The organism is Vibrio sp. 1402 (assembly GCF_033340275.1).
The window spans coordinates 1-538 of record NZ_JAWOWE010000628.1 but is presented as its reverse complement, the minus strand read 5'-3'; the positions used below and the strand labels follow the sequence as shown (position 1 = coordinate 538).

1 protein-coding gene is annotated in these 538 nt (G+C 38.8%); it reads left to right on the top strand.

The window, feature by feature from the left end:
- Nucleotides 1-212: 212 nt before the first annotated feature.
- Nucleotides 213-538, top strand: a 326-nt coding sequence (locus R7044_RS27630; protein ID WP_225456286.1) for a DUF1853 family protein, incomplete at its 3' end; no start/stop codon positions are given.

Here is a 538-nt window from a genome sequence, read left to right as displayed (position 1 = left end):
ATTTGGCGCGTAATCTTTAATTAACTCGGGCGAGAGTTTGCTGTTGAGAATCTTTTCTAACTGTAAATTATTCATTATCACTTCCAATTTCGAGCGAGTACCTCAAAGTGTATATCGAACTATGACACTGATGCTAGCTACCCTATTCTACTAACCAAATTTAGTTACAATAACGAGGCTCGCTGCTTTATCAACATCACTAAGGAATCAGGATGAATCAACTGCAACGTCTTTATCAATGGATCACCTCTTCTCCTCCTCTTTTTCAGTTGCTCCCTCCTTTTGCTACATTGGAAGACTTATCGATTAAACCTCTGGGTGAATCTGAAGAGTACCAAGGGAACCCGAGACTGGGTTTTTTGTATCAGCATTTATGTACCGCTGCACTTGCGAATTCAGAACAATATGAAATTGTTGCAGAAGAAATTCAACTCAACGATAGCGACGGAAAAACCATTGGTGCGATAGATCTCATACTCAAAAATAGAACATTGGACCAACTAGAACATTGGGAAGTAGCGATTAAGTTTTATCTTTT